The sequence below is a fragment of the Caballeronia jiangsuensis genome, from assembly GCF_046030135.1.
Classification (GTDB): Bacteria; Pseudomonadota; Gammaproteobacteria; order Burkholderiales; family Burkholderiaceae; genus Caballeronia; species Caballeronia jiangsuensis.
Genome location: NZ_JAQQDB010000001.1, coordinates 310,473 through 330,110, shown reverse-complemented (window position 1 = coordinate 330,110; position 19,638 = coordinate 310,473). Strand labels below are relative to the sequence as shown.

The window sequence follows — 19,638 nt, the reverse complement described above, 5'->3', positions numbered from 1 at the left end:
CGCTCGTTTGCAGCCGACATGGCTGACACCGGCTAGGCGGCGCCCGCTTCGCCGTTTCGCCGCCGCGCGGCTTTCGTTTTTCGTTGCAGCGACGGAGACCGTTCGGTCAGGCTGGTCGCCGTGTCCTTCTCCGCGATGCCCGCAGCCAGAAACCGACGCCGATACTCAACCGGCGTCGTGTGCTTCGCGGCCTTGAACTGCCGATTGAAATTGGCGACATTCGCAAAGCCCGAGCGGGCAGCGATGACGGAAATGGGCAAGGACGTGTCGCCCAGCATCCGGCACGCATGGCCGATGCGAACCCGGGCGATATACCGACCGACGCTCTCGCCGATATGCTGCACGAAATAGCGCGTCAGCGTGCGTTCCGACAGGCTGGCCGCCGCGCAGAGCTCCGCGAGCCGAAGCGGTTCGGCGAAGCGGGCATCGATCATCGAAAGAACACGATTGATCCTCTCCGGTTCGTGACCGGATGGGCCCGCGTTCGTCTGATTGAACGCGCTCGGCGACGCGAGCGGATGGCCGGGCGCTTCGCCGAGCGTGCACAGAATATCGAGCGCCGCGCTCAGGCGTTCGCGCGGCGCGTTCGAGAGCAAGGGCCCGAGGCGGCCGCGCATCCATTCCCCCACAGCCGGCTCGAAAGCGAGTCCGCACGCCGCACGGCGCAAGAGCTTGCGAAGCGGCTCGTATTCGCGGCAGCAATCCGCCATGCGCCGCGCCCACTCGCCGTCGAACCAGATGACGATGGCGACCTGCGGCAAGCCGGAATCGATCGACCGGTTCGATGACCATGTATGCGGCAAATCCGGTGGCACGAGCACGAGATCCTCGGCCTGATAGTCGTTGACCGAGTCGCCGATGTAGCGCTTGCCCTGGCTGTTCATCGTCAGCGTCAGCTCGTATTCCGGGTGGTGATGCCATTCGAACGGAATGCGCGGAAGCCGCCGATGGTAAACCCGCACCGAACAATCCTCGCCGAACTCGACATGTTCGTACGCTGGTTTCATGGCCGAAAGTGCGAATGAATTGCCTGAATAGTATCACTCGCGCCTGCGCCGGCGTCATATGCTTTTCGCACAGAAATTTACGTGGAGACGATCATGGCGCTGAAAATCGATGACTTGTCGAGCGCGATCCGGCAGGCGAAAAAGGAACTGCGCGCGGCGCTGCCGAATTACCGGGAAGTCTTCGCCGAAGTCGAAGCATCGATCGGTGAAGAAGCGAAGCGAATCGCCGCGCAACGCGGTCGCGGAGAGAATGTCATTCCCGAGATTCAGTTCTCCGACATCGCCGGACAACGTGTGAGCGCCGATGAAATCGCGCTCGTCAAATCGCGCGGCGCGTGCGTGATCCGCAATGTCTTTCCTCGCGAGCAGGTGCAAAGCTGGGACGACGATATCGCGCAGTACGTCGAGCTTAACCATCTCGACAAGCGCCTCGAGAACCGCGCCGAAGACAAATACTTCGGGCAACTGGCATCGAGCAAGCCGCAGATTTACGGCGTGTACTGGTCGAAGCCGCAAGTGCTGGCGCGTCAGTCGGCGTCGCTCACGGCCGCGCGTGTCTTTCTCAACAAGCTCTGGCGCAACGAAAGCGACGGGCGCGTTCACTTCGATCCGGAACGCGTGCCCGTTTATGCCGACCGTCTGCGCCGCCGGCCGCCCGGCTCGGCGTCGCTCGGCCTGTCGGCGCATTGCGATGGCGGCTCGGTCGAACGCTGGATCGAAGGCAATTTCCGCAAGGTGTATCGCCATGTGTTCGCGGGCGACTGGCGCGATTACGATCCGTTCGATGCCGCCTTCCGCCCCGATGTGGAAGAGATCGCATCGCCTGCCGTCTGCTCGATGTTCCGCACGTTCCAGGGCTGGACCGCATTGACGCCGCAAGGCCCCGGCGACGGCACGCTGCAACTCGTGCCCATCGCCAACGCGATGGTGTACATCCTCCTGCGCGCCCTGCAGGACGATGTCGCCGACGACGATCTGTGCGGCGCGATGCCGGGACGCGCGCTCTCGATCAAGCCGGAATTTCACGCGCCGCTGTTCGAAGCGCTGTCGTCGATCCCGAAGATGGAAGCGGGCGATACGGTGTTCTGGCACAGCGACGTCATCCACGCAGTCGAAGACGAGCACAAGGGCGCGGGCTACAGCAACGTGATGTATATCGCCTCCGCGCCCGCATGCGCCAAGAACGATGCCTATCTCAAACGGCAGTCGCCGAGTTTCCTGAAAGGCGAAAGCCCGCCCGACTTTCCGGCCGATCATTTCGAAACCGATTTCACGGGCCGCGCGACTGTCGACGATCTGTCGCCGCTCGGACGCGCGCAACTCGGGCTCGACCTGTAGCCGGCAAAGAACGCGTCGCATCACTCATAAAGACAAAATCGGAGACTGCAATGAATCACTCACTGACGTCGGCGGCAGCGGCCGTCGCGCTCGTCATCGCCGGTACGCATGCGGCACTCGCCGCCGAACAGATTTCGGTCCTGCACTGGTGGACGTCCGGCGGCGAATCGAAAGCCATCCGCGTGCTCAAGGACGATATGAGCAAACAGGGCTACGAATGGAAGGACTTCGCTGTCGCGGGCGGCTCGGGCACGGCGGCCATGACGGCACTCAAGACGCAGGTGATTTCGGGCAATGCGCCATCGGCTGCGCAGATCAAGGGGCCGCTGATTCAGGACTGGGCCGACCAGGGCGTGCTCGTCACGATCGATCAGGCGGCATCGGACTGGAAAAGCCATACGCCCGCGCAGATCGACAAAGACGTGAAGGCGGGCGGGCACTATGTGGCGGCGCCTTTTTCGGTGCATCGGATCAACTGGCTATGGATCAACAAGGCGGACCTCGACAAGGTGGGCGGTGCGCCGCCCACGACATGGCCGGAGTTTTTCGCGCTCGCCGACAAGTTTCGCGCGGCGGGCATCACGCCTGTCGCGCACGGCGGTCAGCCCTGGCAGGACATGACGATCTGGGAGACGGTGGTGTTGTCGCAAGGCACGGAGTTTTATCGCAAGGCGCTCGTCGATCTCGATCAGAAAACGCTGACGTCGCCGAAGATGGTGCAGGTCTTCGAGACCGTGCAGACGATCCGGACTTACTTCGACAAGGCCTATCACGGCCGCGACTGGAATCTCGCCACCGCGATGGTGATCTCCGGAACGGGCGGCATGCAGTTCATGGGCGACTGGGCAAAAGGAGAGTTCGCCAACGCGAACAAGAAGGCCGATGTCGATTTCATCTGCGCGCCCGCGCCGGGCACATCGAACGCCTACACGTACACGGCGGATGCATTCGTGTTCTTTCAGCAGAACGGCAAGAAGGACGCGACGCCGGGACAGCTCGCGATGGCCAAGACGATCATGTCCCCCGAGTTTCAGGAGCAGTTCAGTCTCAACAAGGGCTCGATACCCGTCAGGCTCGATGTGCCGATGGACAAGTTCGATAGCTGCGCGAAGAAATCGCGGGCGGACGAACAGGCGACGATCAAGTCGGGCGGATTCTTTCCTTCACTGGCCTTCGGTGAACTTCAATCCCCGGTGACGGCCGGCGCAATCACCGATGTCGTGACGAATTTCATGAACTCGAACGAGGACGCGAAGGAGGGCGTGCGCAAGCTCGCCGCCGCGGCGAAGGTGAAGTAAAGGAATTCGATCAGAACCCGTACAACGCCGCCGGATTATCGACGAGTATCCTGCGGCGAGTCTCGTCCGTTTCCACGAGCCGCATCGCCCAGTCGAGCATGCGCGTGTTGTCGGGAACGGGCTTGACGTTGGGGTGCGGCCAATTCGATGCCCACACGCCGCGCTCGGGAAATCGTGTCGAAATCGTGCGAACGAGCCACGACACGTCATCGAAACCGGGCGCGCCGTCGCGCGAACTTTCGTACGGCGCGGACAGCTTGATCCAGCAACGCGGCCCGTCGAGCAGACGGCACAACGACGCGAACCCGGGGCTTTCCGGCGTGACCGGCGCGAGAAACTTGCCGAGATGATCGATCACGAGCTTCGACGGCAAGCGCGCGAGCATCGCTTCGTGTTGCGGCAGCGTGTGGCCGTCGAGTTGAAGATTCACATTCCAGCCGAGCGGCGCGATGCGCGCCGACATATCCACGAGCGCGTCCCACGGCAACACGCCGCCTGGAAGCATCATGAATCGCACGCCGCGTATGCCCGCATCGTGCAGACGCTGGAGTTCGTCATCGCCGACGTCGGGCGGCACGACCGCGATGCCGCGCGCGCCGTCGCCGAGCTGCGCGATGGCCGCGAGCGTGCAGCGGTTATCGAAACCGTATCCGGTCGGCTGCACGACGATCGCGCGCGAGAAACCCAGCGCGCGCTGCACGTCCCGATATGCCGAGGCAGGCGCGGGCGGCGGCGTGAACGTCGCGCTCGCGGCCAGCGGATAAGCCTTCTCGTAGACGTGGATGTGGCAATCGCACGCGCCTTCGATGTTCATCGCGCGGCCGCCTGCAAGTGGAAACCCGAAAGGCGGAACGCGTGCGCCGCATTCACCGCGCCGGCCGGCACGCGGCCCTGAAACAGCGCTTCGGTCTGCGCGACCGTTTCCATCGACTGATGCTCGATCGCGCCCGGCGTCAGTCCGCCGATATGCGGCGCGGCGATCACGCGCGGATGCGCGGCGAGCTTCGGCGCGGGCATCTGATCGGCGGCGCGGCCCACATCGAGCGCGCAGCCCGCCAGATGACCACGCTCCAGCGCGGCGAGCAACGCGTCATCGTCGACGAGCTCGCCTCGCGCGGCGTTGATGAAGTACGCGCCGGGTTTCATCGCGGCGAAGGTTTGCGCGTTCATGAGATTCGCGGTCTGCGCGTTGGCGGGCGCGAGACACACGACGAAGTCGGACTGCGCGAGCAAGTCGTCGAAGCGCACGTGATGCACGCGGGCATCGTCGACGGTCGCGTACGGATCGGACACGAGCACGCGCATGCCGAATGCCAGCGCGAGATCGCACAGATAGCGCGCAATCTGCCCGTAGCCGATCACGCCGAACGTGCTGCCGCGCAACTCGCGGCCCATCTTCGGCACGGGCGCTTCGTGGCGGTGATACGCCTCGGCATACGCGGTCGTGCCGCGTGCGAGATCGAGCATCGCGCCGACCACCCATTCGGATACGGAGGGCACGAAGCCCGCGCTCGCCTGCGTGACGAGCACGCCCATTTCGCTGGCGGCATCGACATCGACGGTGCGGATATCCACCGCGCAGCGCACGAAGGCGGCGAGCTTGGGCAGCGCGTCGAACAATGCGCGCGGCGCGGGCGTCTGCCGGTACGCGATGATGACATCGGCATCGCGCGCGGCGTCGGCGAGTTCGGCGCTCGTCAGTTCGCGGTCTTCGGCGTTGTACGCGACGTCCGCAAACCGCGCGAGCGCAGCCGATGCGCGCGCGCCGAAGTAATGGTCCAGCATGTGCCGGGGATGACTCACGAAAACCTTGTTCATATCCTCGTCCTGAATTGCTTCGCGGGCCGCGCGACCGACTCGCGCTCGACCAGCGTGATATCCGTGAAAAGCGCTTGTTCCGATGCGGGCATCGGTTCGTCGTGCGGACGCATCGCGCGTTCGACCATCGCGGCTGCCATCGCGGGCACCGGAAGCTGGACGGTGGTCAGCGCCGGGTTCGAGATCGCCGCGAGGAAATGCCCGTCCATGCCGACGATCGACACGTCTTCGGGCACGCGCAAGCCGCATTCGCGCAAGCCCGCCATCAGGCCGAGCGCCATCAGATCGTTGACGGCGACGACGCCCGTCGGACGCGCATCGTCTCTGGCGAGCAGACGCGCGAGCGCGCGGCCGTTCTCGGCGATCATCGAATCGCCGTATTCGTTCACCGGGCCGCTGTCGAGCACGCGCGCGTCTTTCGACAGGCCGGCTTCCTTCGCCGCCGAGAGAAAGCCGTCGATCTTGTCGCGGCGGCTCATCGTCATGCCGGTCAGCGTGGCGAAAGCGAGCCGCGTGTGGCCGTGCGCGATCAGATGCCGGGTCGCGATTCTCGCCGCCTCGAAATTGTCCGGCGTGACGTGCTCGACGCGCGTGGTCTCGCCTTCGGTCGCGCGGCGGTCGTAACTGACGACGACCATGCCGCGCTCGACGGCGGTTTCCAGATGGCGCTCGTTCGCGAGCGACGAGATCACGATCACGCGCCGCACACCCTGCGAAAGCAGGTCTTCGAAGAACGACGCTTCCTTCGCCGGATCGCGATACGTATTGCCGATCATCACGCGATAGCCGTAGCGCTCCTGCGCGCAGGTTTCGACTTCGCGCGCGATATAGCCGTACATCGGATTGGCGATCGACGGCACCAGAAGTCCGATCAGCGGCGTCTGCCCCGTCTTCAACTGACGCGCGAGCGTGCTCGGCCGGTATTGCAGCGCGCTCATCGCGGCCTGCACGCGCGCGAGCGTTTCCTGGCGCATCTGGTCGGTGCGGCCGTTGAGCACGTTGGATACCGTGCTGACGGACACACCGGCCTCGCGGGCGACATCCTGAATGGTGCTCATAAGGTTTTGCTTCTGCCGGCTACAGGCCGAGCCGGGTCGGCAACCACAACGAAAACGACGGCACCAGAATCAGCACCACCAGTGCGACGCACAGCACCAGGAGGTATTTGAGCATAGGACGCGCCACCGCTTTCATTTCCGTGCCCGTGATCGCGCAGGTCGCGAACAGGCCGAGGCCGACCGGCGGCGCGAACAGGCCGAGGCCCATCGCGACGACGATCACCGTGCCGAAATGCAGCGGGTTGATGCCGAGCTGCGTCGCGATCGGCGTGAGCAGCGGCCCGAAGATGATGAGCGCGGGCGCGCCTTCCAGCACCGCGCCGAACACGATCATGATCAGCACGGACAGCAGCAGGAACATCGTCGGGCCGTATTGATGCGCGAAGGCGATCATCGAATCGGACACGAGCGCGGGAATCTGCTCGATGGTCAGCGCGAACGACACGCTCGACGCCGCCGCCACGATGAACAGAATGCTGCTCGCCATCGACGCCGAGCGCACGAACACGCGCGCGACCGATTTCGGCGTGAGTTCGCGAAACGCCAGCCAGCCTACGACGAGCGCATAGACCACGGCGAACGCGGACACTTCCGTCGATGTCGCGATACCCGAGGTCACGCCCTTGCCGATCATCGTGATCATGACGAGCGCGACCAGCGCGCCGCCGGCAAGCGGCATCCACGCGCGCGGGTTGGTGAGCGCATCGGCGAGATTGATGCGGCGCCCGAAGATCACCGCGACGATCGCCAGCGCCACCGCCAGCACCGCAGCCGGCACGACGCCCGCGAGAAACAGCCCCGCGATCGAGATGTTCGCGACGAAGCCCATGATGATCATGTTCACGCATGGCGGAATGGTTTCCGCCATCACGGCGCTGCAGGCCAGCAACGCGGCGGCTTCGTTCGGGTCTTCCTTGCTCTGGCGCACGGCCGGCATCACGACACCGCCGACCGCCGCGATATCCGCGAGCTTCGAACCGGACACGCCCGAGAAGAACGCGGTCGCCATGATCGTGATGAGGCCGAGACCGCCGCGCACGCGTCCGAACATCCGCAGCAGGAGTTCGATCAGGCGCGAGGACATGCCGTTGGTTTCCATCAGCAGGCCGGCGAGCACGAAGAACGGAATCGCGAGCAGCACGAAGTGATCGGTGCCGGCCATCACCTGCTGCGAATAGACGAGCATCGGCAGGGACGGCTCAGCAAGGAAGTACAGCAGCGCCGAAAACGCGAGCACGAAGCCGATCGGCACGCCGAGCACGAGTCCGCCTATGAAGCCGGCCATCAGCAGGAAGCCCGGCCTGAGCGCGTGACCGGGCACGAACGCGTTCCACGCGAACACGGCCGCGGCGAGCAGCACGCAGCCGATCAGCGTGCCGAGCACGGTCTTGCGCGCGCCGTTGACGGCATTGGCGAGCGCGAACACCGTCATGAAGACGCTGCCGATCACGAGCGGATAGACGTTGATCCACGCGGGCAGGCCGCTCGGCGTCATCTGTCCGTAGGAATCGATCAGCAGCAGACACGACGACACGCACAGATTCCCCGCGACGCCCGCGATCACCCAGTGTCCGACATGCACGAGCGGGGTCTGCCAGCGTCTGGGCAGCATGCCGCGAAACAGATCGACGCCGACATGCTGGCTGCGCCCGAGCACCGTGGCGGCGCCGAAGAACACCAGCACGATCATCAGCGCGCCGGCGACTTCCTCGGCCCAGTCGAACGGATCGTGCAGAAAATAGCGGTAGATCACGGAGAGGAACACGACGAGCACGTCGGCCGCCAGCACGGCCGCGCACAAGTATTCGATCCAGTGCATGAGGCGCACGAGGCCGCGCGCGAGCACGGTCTCATGGCCGAAGCCCGGCGCGGCGAGCTGCGCCTCCGGCCCGGGCGTCGCGGAGAAAGTGGTCATGGTGTGCCTGCCTCGTTAGCCGCGCGTGGCGGCGATGGCGGTGAAGAGCGGCGCGGTCGCGGGATACTGCTTCGAGAAGCTCGCATACAACTGCGACTGCATCTCGCCGCGCGCGGTGTCGCGGTCGGCCTTCGACATCGGATAGAAGGTCATGCCGCGCTTTTTCAGCTCCTGCTCGGCGCTGGCAGCCGTCTGGATGGCTGCGACGCGCTGCTTCGCGGTCGCGTCCTGCGCCGCCTTCTGAAACGCGGGGCGCAGGTTCTCCGGAATCTTCGCGAGCGCGCGGCGGCCCATCGCGACGACGAGCGGGCTGAAGACGTGCTGCGTCTGCCAGCACGACTTCACGACTTCGTCGTACTTGCTCGCGAGCACGGTCGCGCAGTCGTGCTCGAAGCCATCGACGACACCTGTTTGCGCGGCCATATACAGCTCGCCGATGGGAATCGGCGTCGGCACCGCGCCCATCAGCTTGAAGGTCTCCATGAAGGCGGGCGTGGGCAGCACGCGCAGCTTCACGCCCTTGATATCGGCGAGCGATTGCGTGGGCTTCTTCGTGAACACGTTGCGCGCGCCGAACGAATAGCCCCACGTGAGCACCGAGCAGCCCGCGCGCTGTTGCAGCATGGTGTCGAACGACTTGCCGACGGTGCCATCCATCGCGCGGCCGACATGGTCGAAGTTGTCGAACACGTAGCCGAGATCGAGCATGCCGAGTTCAGGCAGCACGGTCGCCCAGATCGACGAGCCGGTGACCATCATGTCGACCGCGCCGACCTTCACCTGCTGGACGACGTCGCTTTCCTTGCCGAGCTGATTGTTCGGGAAATAGTCGATGCGAATCTGGTCGCCGACGCTGGCCTTCAGGTTCGCGGCGAGGTTCTGATACCACACGTAGTGCGCGGCGTTTTCGTTGGGCGGCATCGATGACGAGAGCCGCAATGCGACAGTGGGCTGGGCGCGCACGATCGCGGGAAAACCGGCTCCCGCCGCCGCGAGCGAGGCCGCCGAGGCCGTTTGAAGGAATCGTCGCCGGGAAATCGAATGCATGGTGTTGTCTCCTGGATGCCGCTCCGAGCGCGGGCGGACGGGTTCAGTGCGACACCACGAGGCGGCGCGACTGTATCGATTTAGTGTATCGATACAGTAAGTCATCGGATCGGGCGGTCAAATGGGCGTTTACCCGCAACCGGGGTTCACTATTCGTTGTGAGAAAACGAGGGAGCGTCGGTAGTAAAGTGAGCGCGTGTAGGAAAATCCGCCGGTGCGGATTTCGTGTCATGAAGATTCAAAGCAGCTACGGAGATAAGAATGACCAAGGTAAAAGTGGCCGGCTTCAGTGTTTCGCTCGATGGCTTCGCGGCGGGCACCGATCAGAGCCTGGATAATCCGCTGGGTGTGCGAGGCGCGGAGCTCTTTCAATGGTTTTTCCCGACGCGGACGTTTCGTCAGATGCAGGGAAAAGACGATGGCGACACGGGCCTAGATGACAGCTTCGCGCGACGCGCAATGGATGGCTTCGGTGCCTTCATTCTCGGCCGCAACATGTTCGGACCCGTTCGCGGCGAATGGCCGGACGAGGAATGGAAAGGATGGTGGGGCGATAATCCGCCTTATCATGCGCCGACCTTCGTGCTGACTCATTACCCGCGTGCGCCGATCGAGATGCTGGGCGGCACGACATTTCATTTCGTCTCGGAAGGCATCGAGGTTGCGCTGCAAAAGGCGCGCGAAGCGGCAGGCGAAAAGGACATCAAGATTGGCGGCGGCGCCGAAACGGTGAGGCAATACATTCAGGCCGGCCACGTGGATGAAATTCACCTCGCGTTCGCGCCGGTGGCGCTCGGCCAGGGGGAATCGCTTTTCAGCGGACTCGATCTGCGCGCGCTGGGATATCGGACGATCGAGCATGTTCCGACGGAGCGAGCCACACACATCGTTCTAGCGAAGTAGGTCGTCTGACCGGACGGTTCTCGGTCGAGAACCGTCTCTTGTCCAGCAGGTTAAAGAATACGGTCCAGTGCCTTGGCAAGCCTGTCCACGGAACCTTCGACGTCATGCAGTTTGTCCAGCCCGAACAGTCCGATGCGGAAGGTCTTGAAATCCGCGGGCTCGTCGCATTGAAGGGGAACGCCGGCCGCGATCTGCAAGCCGGCATCCGCAAACTTCTTGCCGGAACGGATGCCGTCATCGTCCGTGTAGCAGACCACCACGCCCGGAGCCTCGAAACCATCGGCTGCCACGCTCTTGAAACCTTTCTCGGCCAGCAGTGAGCGAATGCGCTTGCCGAGTTCGAGCTGCTCCGCTCTCACTTTGTCGAAGCCGTATGCTTCCGTCTCCTTCATGACGTCACGCAGAATCGTGAGGCCGTCCGTGGGCATCGTGGCGTGATACGCGAAGCCGTTGTTCTCGTATGCTTCCATGATTTGGAGCCACTTGCGAAGGTCGCAGGCGAAGCTGGTGCTGGTTGTCGAATCGATTCTCTCGCGGGCGAGCGGGCCGAGCATGACGAGTGCGCAGCAGGGTGACGCGCTCCATCCTTTTTGCGGTGCGCTGATCAGGATATCGATGCCACTCGCCTGCATATCGACCCATACCGTGCCGGAAGCGATGCAATCCAGCACGAACATTCCACCCACTTCATGAACCGCGTCGGCCACCGCGCGCAAGTAGGCATCGGGCAGCATCATCCCGGATGCGGTTTCGACATGCGGCGCAAACACCAGATCCGGCCTGTTTTCCCTGATCGCCGCGACCACTTCTTCGACCGGAGGCGGTGCATAGGCGGCCTGCCTTCCTTCAGCAACCGGACGCGCTTTCAGAACGATCGATTCCGCCGGAATGCCGCCCATGTCGAAAATCTGCGACCAGCGGAAACTGAACCAGCCATTGCGGATGACCAGGCACTTCTTGTTCGTCGCGAACTGACGGGCGACGGCTTCCATGCCAAAAGTCCCGCTGCCCGGGACGACAACGGCCGACTTCGCGTTGTAGACTTTTTTCAGGGCATCGGAGATGTCGCGCATGACGCCTTGAAAGAGCTGCGACATGTGATTGATCGATCGGTCTGTGTAGACGACCGAATATTCGAGGAGCCCCTCGCGGTCCACATCGGGAAGTAACCCTGGCACGTTTGCCTCCTTTGAATTACGAATTCGACGTTCAGAAACAGATTCTAACGAAAGCGACCCGCGGCTGACGTGACGACCATTGTGCCGCCAAATCGCGGGCTAACGCTTGAGCGCTGCCGCTTCGATAGGCACGCCCGTCGGCATGATGCAAAATACGCGCACGTCAATTGCGAGGATGGCTTGTGGGCGTTAATTTCGACCTGAACGATTTGCAGGCGTTTCGAGCCGTCGTGGAGACAGGCAGCTTTCGCAAGGCAGCGGAGGCTGTCAGCATTTCTCAACCGGCGCTAAGCCGGCGCATCGAGAAGCTCGAGGCGGCGCTCGGCGTGCGGCTCTTCGATCGGACCACTCGCAGCGTAATGCTCACCACCGTGGGCCGAGTGTTCGCCCACAGCGCGGAACAGCTTCTCGACGATCTCGATGTCGCATTGCTCGGCATCCGCGACGTCTCCAGCAGCCGCCTCGGTCACGTGACCATCGCTTGCGTGCCGTCGGTTGCCTACTATTTTCTGCCGAGCGTCGTGGCCGCCTATCACAGCCGCTATCCGCGGATCCGGATCAAGCTGCTCGATTCGAGCGCCAACGAAGTGCTCGGCTCGGTGATCAGCGGTGAAGCCGATTTCGGCGTCAGCTTCATGGGCAGCCAGGAAACCGAGGTCGAGTTCAAGGTCCTGCTGCAGGAACGGTTCGTCGCCGCGTGCCGTCGCGATCATCCGCTGGCAAGAAAGACGCGCGTGTCCTGGAATGAGCTTTATGAACACGAATACGTTTCCGTCGACAAGACTTCCGGCAATCGTCTGCTGCTGGATCAGGCGTTGACCAGCGTGTCGCCGGCCGCGCCGAGCGTGTGCGAGACTCGCCATGTCACCACCATGCTCGGCCTGATCGAAGCGGGACTGGGTGTAGCGGCCGTGCCGTCGATGGCGATGCCCATGCGTGACCATCCGATTCTCACGAGCGTGCCGCTCGTCGATCCGGTCGTGACGCGGCGGGTTGGCATCGTCAGGCGGCGGGGACGCCCGCTCGCGCCGGCTGCGCAACAGTTCTATCAGATGATCCTCGAAGCGAAACGCAGCGGCATGGGCCGTGCGGCGAAGAAGACCTCGAAGTGAACCTGCCAAGGCCCTTCAATCTGCTGTACGTACAGGTACTGCTCGGCATGGGGCTCGGCATGACCGTCGGCCACTTCTGGCCACAGACCGGTGCGGCGCTCAAACCGCTCGGCGATGCGTTCGTCGCACTGGTACGCATGATGATCGCGCCGATCGTCTTCTGCACGATCGTCACCGGCATCACGTCGCTGTCGAGCGGCTCGACAATCGGCCGGACCATCCTGAAAGCGCTGGCGTTGTTCTACTTCCTCACCATCGCCGCGCTCGTTCTGGGCCTCGCGACGGCGTTCGCGCTGCAACCCGGCGCCGGACTGCACATCGATCCACGCCATCTCGACGCGGCCGTTCTGGCGCAGTATTCGCCGCGCACGCAGCCGCGCGGGTTCGTCGAATTCGCGCTGCATGTGATTCCGAAGACGTTCGTCGGCGCTTTCGAGAAAGGCGAAGTGCTGCCGGTCCTGTTGCTCGCGCTGCTGTTCGGCTTCGCGTTGAACGCCAGCCAGAGCGCCGGGCAGCGGGTACAGGAATTCATCGACGGCATCGCGCACGTGCTGTTTCGCATTCTCGCGCTGATCATGCGGCTCGCGCCCGGCGGCGCATTCGGCGCGATGGCGTTCACGGTAGGCCGCTTCGGAATCCGATCGATCGGCTCGCTCGGCATGCTGATGGTGACGTTCTATGCGGCATGCCTGCTGTTCATCGTATGCGTGCTCGGGCCGCTCGCGCGCCTGCATGGCTTCTCGCTCTGGCGGCTGCTGCGCTACATTCGCGAGGAACTCGTCATCGTGCTCGCGACGTCGTCGACGACACCGGTGTTGCCGCGCCTCATCGTCAAGCTGGAAGCGCTGGGCTGCGACAAAGGGATCGTCGGTCTCGTGCTGCCGGCCGGCTATTCGTTCAACCTCGACGGCACGGCGATCTACCTGACGCTCGCTACGATGTTCATCGCCCAGGCGTGCGACGTCCAACTCTCCGCCGGCCAGATCGCGACGATGCTCGCGGTCATGCTGTTCACGTCGAAGGGCGCGGCGGGCGTATCCGGCAGCGGGCTGGTCGCGCTCGTCGCGACGCTCGCCGTCATCCCCGATCTGCCGCTGGCGGGTGTCGCGCTCCTGGTCGGCATCGATCGCTTCATGTCCGAGGCGCGCGCTCTGACGAGCGTGATCAGCAACGCCTGCGCGGTGATCTTCGTATCGACGTGGGAGCGCGCCTGTGACCGGGCGCGCCTGAAGAAAGCGTTGAGCGTTGCGCGCGAGCCGGAAGAACCGCTCGATCAGCCCGCCGACCTGCCGGGCTGAATCGTTGCCGTCGCCTCAATGCGTGGCGACGGAATCGAGCCCGGTCGATGTCACCTCGGGCTGAACGGCGGGCGACGCGAGATAGTCGAGCAGCGCTTTCGCCTCCTTCGGATGCTGTGCGCCGACCGGTATGCCCGCCGCAAAACGCGTGACGGATTGCACCGACTCCGGAATCTTGCCGACGTACGCCGCGCCCTTCACCGGCAGCAGTTCGCTCACCTGCTGAAAGCCCACTTCGCAGTCGCCGGTCGCAACCACCGACGCCACCGGGATCTTCGGAATCATTTTCGCCTTGGCCTTCACCTGGTCCTCGATGCCGAGCCGCCTGAACAACTCGCGCTCGATATAGAGGCCGCTCGCGCTGTCCGAGTAAGCGATCGACCGGGCATGCAGCAACGTCTCCCTGAGCGCCGCCTCGGACCCGATATCGGCCTTGGGCGCTCCGTCGCGCACCACCATGCCGATGCGCGAATCCGCGAGTTCGACGCGTGAATCGGGCATCACCTTGCCTTGCTTGATCAGGTCGTCGAGCGCGTAGCCGACCATGATCACGACATCGGCAGGCTCACCGCGCTGAAGACGGTTCGGAATGGCTTCCGGCGACTTGCCCATCGACGGGCCGAGCGCGGTGTCGAGCGTATTGCCCGTCGATGCCGCGAACTTCGGGCCGAGCAATTTGTACGCTGCGGTGAACCCGCCGGAGCTCATCACATGCAGATCGGCGGCCTGTACGTTTGCCGCCGCGACGGCGCAGCCGAGCAGCGCGGCGGTGCAGCATTTCAGCAGGATGGATTTCATGTTCGAACGCATCCGATATGTCAGGACGCCACTTGCAACGCCACAGGACGGCGCCGAAACAGCATCAGCGTCGCAGCGAGCCCGCACACGGCCGCGAAGCTCATCCAGTAGCCGGGCGCGGCCTTGTCGCCGGTCATGTGAATCAGCGCGGTCGAGATGACAGGCGTGAATCCGCCGAAGACCGCCGTCGCGAGGCTGTAGGCGAGCGAGAATCCGGCGACCCGCACTTCGACCGGCATCACTTCGGTGAGCGCGACGACCATCGCGCCGTTGTACATGCCGTACATGAACGAGAGCCACAACAGCACGAGCAGCATGTTGACGAAGCTCGGCGCGTGGGCAAGCAGCGACAGCGCGGGATAGGCGGTCGCGATCGCCAGAATCGTCATCGCGAGAAGGAGCGGGCGGCGACCGATCCGGTCCGACAGCGCACCGCCGATCGGCAGCCAGATGAAGTTGGAGATACCCACGCACAGCGTGACGAGCAGGCTGTCGGCGGTGCTCAGATGCAGGACCGTCTTGCCGAAGGTCGGGGCGTACACCGTGATCAGATAGAAGCTCGTGGTGGTCATCGCGACCATCAGGACGCCGGCGATCACGACAGTCCAGTTTTGCACGAGCGTGGCGAAGACTTCCTTCATGCCCGGACGATGCTGGCGCTGCTTGAATTCTCGCGTTTCCTCGAGATTGCGCCGCAGAATGAAAATGAACGGCACGATCATGCAGCCGACGAAGAACGGCACGCGCCATCCCCACGCGGCGATCGTCGCCGTGTCGAGCCATTGGTTGAGCGCGAAACCGAGCGCCGCCGCGACCACGATCGCCACTTGCTGGCTGGCGGATTGCCAGCTCGTGAAGAAGCCCTTGCGTCCGGGCGTCGCCATCTCGGCAAGGTAGACCGATACGCCGCCCAGTTCCGCGCCCGCCGAGAAGCCCTGCAGCAGGCGGCCGATCAGAACCAGCGCCGGCGCAAAGAGTCCGATCGACGCATAACCGGGGACGATCGCGATCAGGATGGTGCCGGCCGCCATGATCGACAGGGTGACGATCAGGCCCTTGCGCCGGCCGACCTCGTCGATATACGCGCCGAGGATGATCGCGCCCAGCGGCCGCATCAGGAAGCCGGCGCCGAATACCGCGAAGGTCATCATCAGCGAGGCGAACTCGCTTCCCGCCGGGAAAAAGACGGAGGCTATCTGCGTGGCGTAGAAGCCGAACAGGAAGAAGTCGAATTGTTCGAGGAAGTTGCCTGCTGTCACGCGCAGCACGGCGGATGCCTTCGATTGAGTGGAAGCGAGGGGCGTAGGGGAAGGGTGCATCGAAGTGTCTCCAGATATTCTTGGCTTGCGGTGTTCGGGCGATTTATTGTTTGCCGAATACTCGCCCGAACCTCGCGACACGATAAGTGCTATTTTTGGAACGATTGATGTGCGCCAGTTATCAATGCCGATCCGGCGCTCGTGCCTCAGTGACCGCGAGGATGCGCAAGGAAGAAGCGCACCATCTCCGCGCTGGCATTCGGTCCGGTGGGGTCCGTATAACTGCCGTTCGAGGAACCGCCCGACCACGCATGAGGCGCGCCGTGAATGGTCCACAATTCCGCGGGCGTGCCTTCAGGCGATTTCATGCGCTGGACTGCGTGCTTGCGTGCGCCGGTGTCGGTGGATGAGCGATGTCCCGCTTCGGCTTCGCTCGGCGTGAATCCGCGCAACAGTTCGGTCGCGTTGACGGGATGCACTGTCGCGTCGGCATCGCCGTGAAAGACGATCAGCGGGCATCGGGATGTCGATGTTGCGGCCTTCGGCTTGGCCTTGCCGCCGCGCATGGCCGCGAGCGCGGACGGCAGATCGTGTGCGCATCCGACAGGCAGGCCCGAGTGGACGCCCGCCGCCGCGTACAGATCCGGGTAGCGCTGCGCCATGACTGCCGCCATCGCGCCACCGGCCGACAGGCCCGCCACATACACACGCTTCGGGTCCACGTTGTGTTGCGTCATGATCTCGCGCGTGATGCCCGCTATCAGCGAAGGCTCGCCCTGATCGCGTTGCTGATCCGACGGCTTGAACCAGTTCCAGCACCTGGACGGATTCGCGCCTTGCGGTTGAATCGGATACGCGACCATGAAGCCGTGAGTTTCGGCGAGTGCGTTCATCTGCGTGCCTGCTGCGAAATCGTCGGCGTCCTGCGTGCATCCGTGCAACATGACGACGAGCGGCAGCGGCTCGTCGCGATAGCTGCTCGGTACGTAAAGCTTGTAGCTGCGTTGACCCGCGCCGTTCGCATAGTGTCGGGTGCTGAAGTGCCCGCGATCCTGCACGTCGGCGTCTGTTCGAGCGGGCTGCGAGGGGCGCCGGGCGCGAAAGACATCGGTGAAGCGCGTTCGCGCCTTGTCGATGTCGATACCGATATCGGCGTCGTTGTGCGTGCGTGCCACGTTCGTCTGCTCGCCGTGCATGGCGCGCTTCACGATTTCAGCCGCCGCGGCGGGATCATTCTTGCGAAAGAGCGCAAACGCCTCTTTCATCGAGTCGAGAAAGCCTTCGTTGAGTTTCATGTTTTCCATTGCCGAGTATTGGGTGAGGCCGCTATCGGATGCGATCCGCCAGCGCAGCCTTGACTGCCGGTGATGCGTGCAGCGCGCCGCGAACCAGGATCGAGTCGATCGTTGCCAGCGCGAGTTCGGGCGATACGTCGCTGGCGATGCTGGCAAGACCCAGCACCTGGATCTTGAGCCGCTGATTGGCGGCGCGCGCCGCTTCGAGGTCCTGCTTGGAAAAGTACTGGAGGCCCAGCACCAGTTCGCGTCGCGTCACGGTGTCCTTGACCACCGGCGCGTGAATGGACAACTGGTTGCGGATTGCCGTCCGGATGAGATCGGTCCGGTTCGAGTAAAAGCCTTCCTCCACGAGCAAATCGATCTGGCCCAGGTCGATCGGGCCGAGATTGATCGTGATTTTTTCGGTATCGCTGCCTCGGGAGCGATCGACCGGTTCTTTTGCCATATAGTCCTCTTGCCTTCCGGATACCATCCATATGGATGGTTATAGGCTGATTTCAAGGAAGAGGCAACGAAAGATTTCGATTTGGCTCGTCACCGGCGGAACAAGCCGCGCGCAGGTGTTCGGTCCGAGGGGGATCGTGAGATGATTGATAAACGCGCGCCATCATCCATCGCTCGAACAGACCGCTTTACAGCAAAGAGACGCGTGCACGTTCGAGCAGATCCAACCTTGCCACCAAACGACCATGAATAAGGGAAAGACGAAACTGACGCGTCAGGATGCCGAGCGCCTTTTCGAGGGGCTGCCCCCGTCGAATGCGAAAGTGTCGAGCCGGCCCGAGAATCCTTTCGGACCGGCGGCGTCCGACGTCGTCAAACGCGTCGAGGACGAATCCGCCCTCTGGAAGGACAGCCTGATTACGCTCCCGATCGCCATCGAGTTGCCTGCGGGCTACGCGTCGGTGGCTCGCCTGCGCGAAGCGGTCACGCGAGCGTGGCGCGTGAAGTGGGTGAGGGAGACCAAAGACGAGGTCGTCGCCGATTTTCCCGACGGATGGACCGCTGTTCGCCCGAAAAGCGGCCCCATCGAGTTGCGGGATCCGTCCGGCGTGGTCCGCGGCGTATTCGGCTGGGCCAAGGACGCCGAGCTCAGAATCCTGCCGCGCTATCTCATCGAATCGCAGGCAAACAGCTCGAACGGACTCGGCAGCGTGCTGATTCGCGATCGCGGGAACGGCCGGATTCTCGAGCGCTCTTCGACCTGGTCGGCGCGCACGGGTGTCAATCATCCGGATTGGCCCAGACTTGAAGCGTGGCTCGACCAACGCTATCCGGACCATCATGACCCGCTTCGATACTGGGACGATTGCGAGGAAAATCTTCGAGGCTGAGCGCGTCCGGATTCAGGCGTCCGCGACTATTTCGCGTCGCGCGTTTCTGCGCAGCACATCGGCGGGCACACCGTAAGTTCGAACGAACGCGCGACGCATGCGCTCCCTGTCCGCAAAGCCCGTCTCCTGAGCAACGACGTTGATCGTATGCCGGCCTTGCTCGATCATGAATCTTGCCGCTTCCAGCCGAAGCTGTTCGACCGCCTTCGCCGGCGATTGACCGGTTTCGGCCAGAAACGCGCGGCTGAACTGCCGGGGGCTGAGGTTGGCCACATCCGCGAGTTCGTCGATGGTGAGCGGATTGCGCAGGTTGCGCCGTATGTGCGCCAGGACCAGTTCGATTCGATCCGACTTCGGCGTCATGTCGAGCAAAGCCGAGTGTTGCATCTGCCCGCCCAGCCGGCGCTGATTCATGACGAGGAGCCTCGCGACCAGCTTCGCGGCATCGGGACCGAGGTCGTTATCGAGCAGGGCCAGCGCAAGGTCGATACCGGCTGTCATGCCCGCGGAGGTCCATATCGGACCGTCGTTGATGAAGATGCGGTCCTCTTCCGTGACGACATCGGGGAAACGTGCCCTGAACTCCGACGCATGCGCCCAGTGCATCGTCGCGCGCCGGCCGTTCAGAAGTCCCGCCTCCGCAAGCACGAATGCGCCGCTACAGATGGAGGCCACGCGTCTCGACGCTTTCGCGGCCTCTTTCACGAACGCGATCACAGCCGGATCGAATGGCGGAATCCGCATCTCGGTGATCGAGCCCACGATGACCGTATCGAATGCCGTCTCTTCGAATGCCGTGGTTTGCAGCGTCATTCCGCCGGACGATACGACGGGTCCGCCGTGTTCGGACAGCAGGCGAATGTCATAGCACGGGCCTCGCGGCGGCATGTTCGCAAGCTCGAACGTGGTGAGCGCGGCGAGACTCATCAGCTGAAATCTTTGCGGCACGATGAAGCCGATCCGATGCATATCCACTC

General features: G+C 63.6%; 18 protein-coding genes. 6 read left to right on the top strand and 12 right to left on the bottom strand.

Annotated features, from left to right (window positions below; genetic code table 11):
• Positions 1–32: 32 nt before the first annotated feature.
• The gene (locus tag PQR08_RS01470) at positions 33–1,007 is read right to left on the bottom strand and encodes a helix-turn-helix domain-containing protein (RefSeq protein ID WP_250486769.1); all 975 of its coding nucleotides are present in this window, start codon (positions 1,005–1,007) and stop codon (positions 33–35) included.
• Between the two features lie 93 nt (positions 1,008–1,100).
• On the opposite strand from PQR08_RS01470, the gene PQR08_RS01465 reads away from it, so the two are divergent.
• Positions 1,101–2,345, top strand: a complete 1,245-nt coding sequence (locus PQR08_RS01465) for a DUF1479 domain-containing protein (RefSeq protein WP_250486770.1) — start codon at positions 1,101–1,103, stop codon at positions 2,343–2,345.
• A gap of 50 nt (positions 2,346–2,395) precedes the next feature.
• Positions 2,396–3,643 (top strand): ABC transporter substrate-binding protein, encoded by a 1,248-nt coding sequence (locus PQR08_RS01460; RefSeq protein WP_408160997.1) that lies wholly within the window; start codon positions 2,396–2,398, stop codon positions 3,641–3,643.
• Positions 3,644–3,653: 10 nt separating this feature from the next.
• Here PQR08_RS01460 and PQR08_RS01455 read toward each other — a convergent pair whose 3' ends face one another.
• The 5 genes from PQR08_RS01455 to PQR08_RS01435 are packed head-to-tail and all read right to left on the bottom strand — an operon-like array spanning position 3,654 to position 9,481.
• Positions 3,654–4,457 carry an amidohydrolase family protein gene (locus PQR08_RS01455; RefSeq protein ID WP_250486772.1) on the bottom strand — a complete coding sequence of 268 codons (804 nt, stop codon included), beginning with the start codon at positions 4,455–4,457 and terminating at the stop codon, positions 3,654–3,656.
• Complete coding sequence (locus PQR08_RS01450; protein WP_250486773.1) at positions 4,454–5,461, bottom strand: hydroxyacid dehydrogenase; 1,008 nt, start codon at positions 5,459–5,461, stop codon at positions 4,454–4,456. The genes PQR08_RS01455 and PQR08_RS01450 overlap by 4 nt, the downstream gene beginning before the upstream one ends.
• Positions 5,458–6,519 (bottom strand): LacI family DNA-binding transcriptional regulator, encoded by a 1,062-nt coding sequence (locus PQR08_RS01445; protein WP_250486774.1) that lies wholly within the window; start codon positions 6,517–6,519, stop codon positions 5,458–5,460. The genes PQR08_RS01450 and PQR08_RS01445 overlap by 4 nt, the downstream gene beginning before the upstream one ends.
• 19 nt (positions 6,520–6,538) lie before the next feature.
• Complete coding sequence (locus PQR08_RS01440) at positions 6,539–8,434, bottom strand: TRAP transporter large permease (RefSeq protein WP_250486775.1); 1,896 nt, start codon at positions 8,432–8,434, stop codon at positions 6,539–6,541.
• Positions 8,435–8,449: 15 nt separating this feature from the next.
• Positions 8,450–9,481, bottom strand: coding sequence for a TRAP transporter substrate-binding protein (locus PQR08_RS01435; protein WP_250486776.1), 1,032 nt, complete (start codon positions 9,479–9,481; stop codon positions 8,450–8,452).
• Between the two features lie 261 nt (positions 9,482–9,742).
• Here PQR08_RS01435 and PQR08_RS01430 point away from each other — a divergent pair, with 261 nt between their 5' ends.
• The gene (locus tag PQR08_RS01430) at positions 9,743–10,384 is read left to right on the top strand and encodes a dihydrofolate reductase family protein (protein ID WP_250486777.1); all 642 of its coding nucleotides are present in this window, start codon (positions 9,743–9,745) and stop codon (positions 10,382–10,384) included.
• Positions 10,385–10,434: 50 nt separating this feature from the next.
• Here the strand turns inward: PQR08_RS01430 and PQR08_RS01425 are convergent, their stop codons facing one another.
• A complete protein-coding gene (locus PQR08_RS01425; RefSeq protein WP_408160994.1) occupies positions 10,435–11,562 on the bottom strand; it encodes an aminotransferase class V-fold PLP-dependent enzyme in 1,128 nt (375 codons plus the stop codon).
• Positions 11,563–11,744: 182 nt separating this feature from the next.
• Between PQR08_RS01425 and PQR08_RS01420 the strand changes: the two genes are divergently transcribed.
• Positions 11,745–12,674 (top strand): LysR family transcriptional regulator, encoded by a 930-nt coding sequence (locus PQR08_RS01420; RefSeq protein ID WP_250486779.1) that lies wholly within the window; start codon positions 11,745–11,747, stop codon positions 12,672–12,674.
• Entirely contained in the window at positions 12,671–13,972 is a 1,302-nt protein-coding gene (dctA, locus tag PQR08_RS01415; protein WP_250486780.1) for a C4-dicarboxylate transporter DctA, read from the top strand. Before PQR08_RS01420 ends, dctA begins: the two co-directional genes overlap by 4 nt.
• A gap of 15 nt (positions 13,973–13,987) precedes the next feature.
• Here the strand turns inward: dctA and PQR08_RS01410 are convergent, their stop codons facing one another.
• The 4 genes from PQR08_RS01410 to PQR08_RS01395 form a co-directional block, all read right to left on the bottom strand.
• On the bottom strand, positions 13,988–14,770 hold the full coding sequence (locus tag PQR08_RS01410; RefSeq protein WP_250486781.1) for a substrate-binding domain-containing protein: 783 nt from the start codon (positions 14,768–14,770) through the stop codon (positions 13,988–13,990).
• 20 nt (positions 14,771–14,790) lie between these two features.
• Positions 14,791–16,089, bottom strand: a complete 1,299-nt coding sequence (locus tag PQR08_RS01405; RefSeq protein WP_238214208.1) for an MFS transporter — start codon at positions 16,087–16,089, stop codon at positions 14,791–14,793.
• A 146-nt stretch (positions 16,090–16,235) separates the two neighbouring features.
• Entirely contained in the window at positions 16,236–17,324 is a 1,089-nt protein-coding gene (locus PQR08_RS01400) for an extracellular catalytic domain type 1 short-chain-length polyhydroxyalkanoate depolymerase (RefSeq protein ID WP_250486782.1), read from the bottom strand.
• A gap of 31 nt (positions 17,325–17,355) precedes the next feature.
• A complete protein-coding gene (locus PQR08_RS01395; protein ID WP_035499960.1) occupies positions 17,356–17,772 on the bottom strand; it encodes a ribbon-helix-helix domain-containing protein in 417 nt (138 codons plus the stop codon).
• A 244-nt stretch (positions 17,773–18,016) separates the two neighbouring features.
• On the opposite strand from PQR08_RS01395, the gene PQR08_RS01390 reads away from it, so the two are divergent.
• Positions 18,017–18,661, top strand: a complete 645-nt coding sequence (locus PQR08_RS01390) for a hypothetical protein (RefSeq protein ID WP_250486783.1) — start codon at positions 18,017–18,019, stop codon at positions 18,659–18,661.
• 12 nt (positions 18,662–18,673) lie between these two features.
• On the opposite strand, the gene PQR08_RS01385 is transcribed toward PQR08_RS01390, so the two are convergent.
• A complete protein-coding gene (locus PQR08_RS01385; RefSeq protein ID WP_250486784.1) occupies positions 18,674–19,630 on the bottom strand; it encodes a GlxA family transcriptional regulator in 957 nt (318 codons plus the stop codon).
• Between the last annotated feature and the right edge of the window lie 8 nt (positions 19,631–19,638).